We start from the raw sequence: 3,810 nt of genomic DNA, 5'->3' as shown, positions 1-3,810 counted from the left end.
GAGTTTGTCGGCCACCTTTCGCTCTCGCATACCAACCAGATAATCCGGATACCCCCTTTTTTGTGCTTCGTATCTCTTCTGACGGTTCCATTGCTAGGGCCTGGGATAGACAAGGCCAGGAAGCATCTCCTCCAACAACATGGCCGCATGCATCACTTTCATGTCCTGGAATTTTCCTCCCACCAGATGCAGTCCGACAGGCAGCCCATTGTCATCCAATCCGCAGGGGAGTGATGCCGCGGGTTGTTGGGTCAGGTTGAAGGGGTAGCTGAACGGCGTCCAGTGCATCCAGTCAGTGTATTTCTCGCCGGGTGGGACATTGTGCCCAGCGGCAAAGGGTGAAATGGGCAGGGTGGGGGTAACAAGCAAATCCCATTGCTCGTGGAAGGATTGCATGTGTGCGCAAAGTGCAGTCCGCTCTCGTCTTGCCGCCAGATATTGCGACAAGGAAATGTTGCTGCCTCGCTCTGCAATATCCAGCAAGCCCGGGTCCATTTGATCTCGCTGGCTGTCGGTCATCTTTTCGACCACCTGGGTGGCACCCGCGAACCACAAGGTATTGAAGGTATCGAGGGGACAGGCAAACCCGGGGTCTATCTCGATGACGTCAGCGCCCAGTCTCGAGAGTAGAGCGACCGCTTCGTCCACTCGCAGGCGTATGTCCTGTGCAACGTCGACATACCCAAGCGTCGGGCTGTAAGCGATTTTCCATCCTTCAAGAGACAATGGGAGTGGCGCATTCCAATCAATGCCATGCGGGTTGCCGAGCAATCCGTCTCGGGCATCCGGTCTTGCCATGCTGGCAAGCATCAGGGCGCTATCGGACGCCGTCCGCGTCATCGGTCCCAGGTGTGAGAGTGTCGACATGGCACTGGTCGGCCACTGGGGAATCCAGCCAAACGTGGGTTTCAGGCCGAAGGTGCCGGTAAAGCTGCAGGGAATGCGGATCGAACCGCCCGCGTCACTTCCTTGATGGAGCATGCCCAGGTTCAGTGCGGCTGCTGCTCCAGCCCCGCCTGAGGATCCACCCGACGTCAGCGCGGTATTCCAGGGGTTGCGCGTCACGCCGTGCAGCGGGTTGTCCGTCACTCCCTTCCAGCCGTACTCCGGTGAGGTTGTCTTGCCGAGAAAGACGGCGCCTGCCTTGCGCAGGCTCGCGGCGACGGGGGAATCGACGTCACTCCCCCCGTCGGGTGATGTGGTGGCGGAGCCGTACCGGGTCGGCATGCCCCGGGACAGCGTCAGGTCCTTGAGTGTTGTCGGTACACCGTCCAGCGGGCCGCAGGGCGAGCCGTTCATCCAGCGGGCTTCGGCGCCTTTCGCCGCCTTCATTGCCCCATCATGGGCGATGTGCACGAAGGCATTGACCTTGGGGTTGAGCGTGTCGATACGTTCCAGACAATCCCGGGTCAGCTCGACAGGGGATAGCTCGCCCTGGCGAAATAGCGTCAGGGCGTCAGTGGCGGTCAATTCAGATAATTGCGTGGGAAGAGAGGCTGGGGTCATGTCAGATCCTGTCCATTGGCTATCAAGTACCGGCTATCAGGTACTGCAATCAAGTACTCGCACGGGGACGTTCTTGGCACGTGAGATGTGCTCGGCAATGAAAAGGGCCTGCGCAATGCAGGCCCTTGTCGCTGGTCAGCGGGCTTCGATCACCTGAGGTGAGGGAGCCACATCATCTTCCAGCTGCTCCGGGTGATATTCCGCGGTGTAATCCCGACGCGCCTGCGCGAAGCGTTCCACCACATCGGCATCCTTGCGCTGCAAGGCGAGGCTGATGATGACGAAGGCTGACGCATTGAGGATCAGGCCCCAGATGCCGGCATGCAGGCCAAGCGGGTTGCTGACACTGGCGCCGTAGGACAGCCAGAGGACGGTCACGATACCCAGAATCAGGCCCCAGTAGGCCGCTTGCGGGTGTGCCTTGCGCCAGGTGATGGCACCCAGTGTCGGCACTATCAGCTGAGCGGTGCCCGCCAGTGCCGCGATCCCGATGGTGACGAGCAGCCCCGGAACGGTCAGTGCCAGGATGTAGGCCGCCAGAGAGAAGCCGACCAGAGACAGTCGCCCGATGTGGACGATGCGCTTCTGATCCGCTTGCGGGTTCACGTAGCGCTTGTAGATATCCATGGTGACGACGGTCGATACCGCATGGATCTGGGAGTTGGCGGTGGACATCGCCGCTGCCGCGCCAGCCGCCATGATCAACGATGCCAGCAGGTAGGGCGCATAGTTCATCAGCATGACGGGCAGGATCTGGTCAGCGTTCTCCAGGCCAGGCTCCAGCAGTACACCGGTATACCCCGTGAGTACCGAGCCGAAATAGGCGAAGGCGGCGAGCCCCAGCAGGAAGGGCATCAAGCCGAACAGCTTGCCGCTTTTCACCGAATACATGCGCAGCCAGATCTGGGGACCCATGAAGGCGCCGATGGCCACGATCACGAACAGCGAGAACCACATGGAGTAGCCCATGTTGCCATTCGGCCCCGGCAGCGTCAGATGCGCGGGCGAGTCGCTGGCGAGCTGAGCGAACATGCTGGTCGGACCACCTGCCTGGCCGGCGATGTAGTAGCCCGCATACATCATGCCGAAGAACAGCAGCGCCCCGTAGATCACATCTGTCCAGGCGATGGCGCGAATTCCGCCGACCCACACATAGACGATGATGATGAAGTAGAACAGCAGTGCGGCCAGCCAGAAGGGCACGACGCCACCGGAGGCGACCTCGATCAGGTAGGCGCCGCCTGTCAGCTGGATCTGCAGATATGGCACGGTAAAGATCAGCGTGATGACGGCAACGAGGACTCTGAGTGCTTCACTGTTGTAGAAATCGCCCATCAGGTCTGACGGCGTCAGGTAGTCAAAGCGCTTGCCGAGATACCAGACGCGCTTGCCCACCCAGTAGTACATGAAGCCGAAGAGCAGGTTCCACGCAAGCGCGGTGAGATAGATCGGGCCACTGGTGTAGAAGGTGGCATTCGATCCCAGGAAGGCAAAGGCGCTCCACCAGGTGGCCGCCACCGTGAAGAACACGGCAATGCTGCCCATGGCCCGCCCCTGAACGAAGAAGTCTTCGCTCGTCGTCTGGGACTTGCGGGCTGAGACGAGCCCGACGATCAAGGGAATGATCATGAAGGCCGCGATGATCAAGATGCTTCCAGTCATGGTGAGATCCTCAGCGCTTGCCGCCGGTGGAAGGGGCTCTGGCGCTACCCCAGTTGGTCAGGTAGGCATACAGGAACACGGCGGTGAGGAAGCCCCACCACACCAGGTTCCAGACGAGGAAGAACGGAACTCCCATCACCATGGGCTGGATCTTGTTGGCCATCAGCATCAATGGACTCTCGAGCATCAAGAATCCCAGCAGCATGCTGCCGTAGATGGCGACCTTGCGGGTCGTGAAGCGCTTTCTCATTGCATTCCCCTTTATTGTGGTTGGTGGGGCGGGTTGTGACCTGTCGTGTCGATGGCAGGGAACCGAGCATGGCAAAGCATCAATTATTGTATTTATGCGTATAAATTAACCAATAGGTGACAATCTCCCTACCGTCAAGGAAGTCACGGCGTTTTCGCTTTTCGCCTCACCCGCGACGCAGGCCCCCAAAATCTGGATAATGGCGGCCATCGCGTAGCCGTCAGACTGGCGTGCTGGCGCCCACACTCTTCACAGCGGTGCATCGTTCATGGAAATCAAGGTCAACTTTCTCGACAACCTGAGGCTCGAGGCGAAATTCGACGACTTCACGGTCATCACCGATCAGCCCATCCGCTACAAGGGTGATGGGTCGGCGCCGAGCCCGTTCGACT

At 59.7% G+C, this 3,810-nt stretch carries 4 protein-coding genes; 1 reads left to right on the top strand and 3 read right to left on the bottom strand.

Annotated features, from left to right (window positions below):
- Positions 1 to 93: 93 nt before the first annotated feature.
- From AC4FAH_RS13805 to AC4FAH_RS13795, 3 genes are all read right to left on the bottom strand, one after another.
- Positions 94 to 1,506 carry an amidase gene (locus AC4FAH_RS13805; RefSeq protein WP_286989498.1) on the bottom strand — a complete coding sequence of 471 codons (1,413 nt, stop codon included), beginning with the start codon at positions 1,504 to 1,506 and terminating at the stop codon, positions 94 to 96.
- 135 nt (positions 1,507 to 1,641) lie between these two features.
- Positions 1,642 to 3,168 (bottom strand): sodium:solute symporter family protein, encoded by a 1,527-nt coding sequence (locus tag AC4FAH_RS13800; protein WP_286989500.1) that lies wholly within the window; start codon positions 3,166 to 3,168, stop codon positions 1,642 to 1,644.
- Positions 3,169 to 3,178: 10 nt separating this feature from the next.
- Entirely contained in the window at positions 3,179 to 3,418 is a 240-nt protein-coding gene (locus AC4FAH_RS13795; RefSeq protein ID WP_286989501.1) for a hypothetical protein, read from the bottom strand.
- 268 nt (positions 3,419 to 3,686) lie between these two features.
- Here AC4FAH_RS13795 and AC4FAH_RS13790 point away from each other — a divergent pair.
- On the top strand, positions 3,687 to 3,810 hold a 124-nt coding region (locus tag AC4FAH_RS13790; RefSeq protein ID WP_490246233.1), incomplete at its 3' end, for an OsmC family protein.

The organism is Cobetia sp. (assembly GCF_983723665.1).
Note: the sequence above shows the minus strand (reverse complement) of the source record. Positions and strands in the feature narration are given on the sequence as shown.

Excerpts from the sequence above, each read along its gene's own strand:
- AC4FAH_RS13795 (WP_286989501.1), bottom strand. The coding sequence starts at position 3,418 with ATGAGAAAGCGCTTCACGACCCGCAAGGTCGCCATCTACGGCAGCATG.
- AC4FAH_RS13800 (WP_286989500.1), bottom strand. The coding sequence starts at position 3,168 with ATGACTGGAAGCATCTTGATCATCGCGGCCTTCATGATCATTCCCTTG.
- AC4FAH_RS13805 (WP_286989498.1), bottom strand. The coding sequence starts at position 1,506 with ATGACCCCAGCCTCTCTTCCCACGCAATTATCTGAATTGACCGCCACT.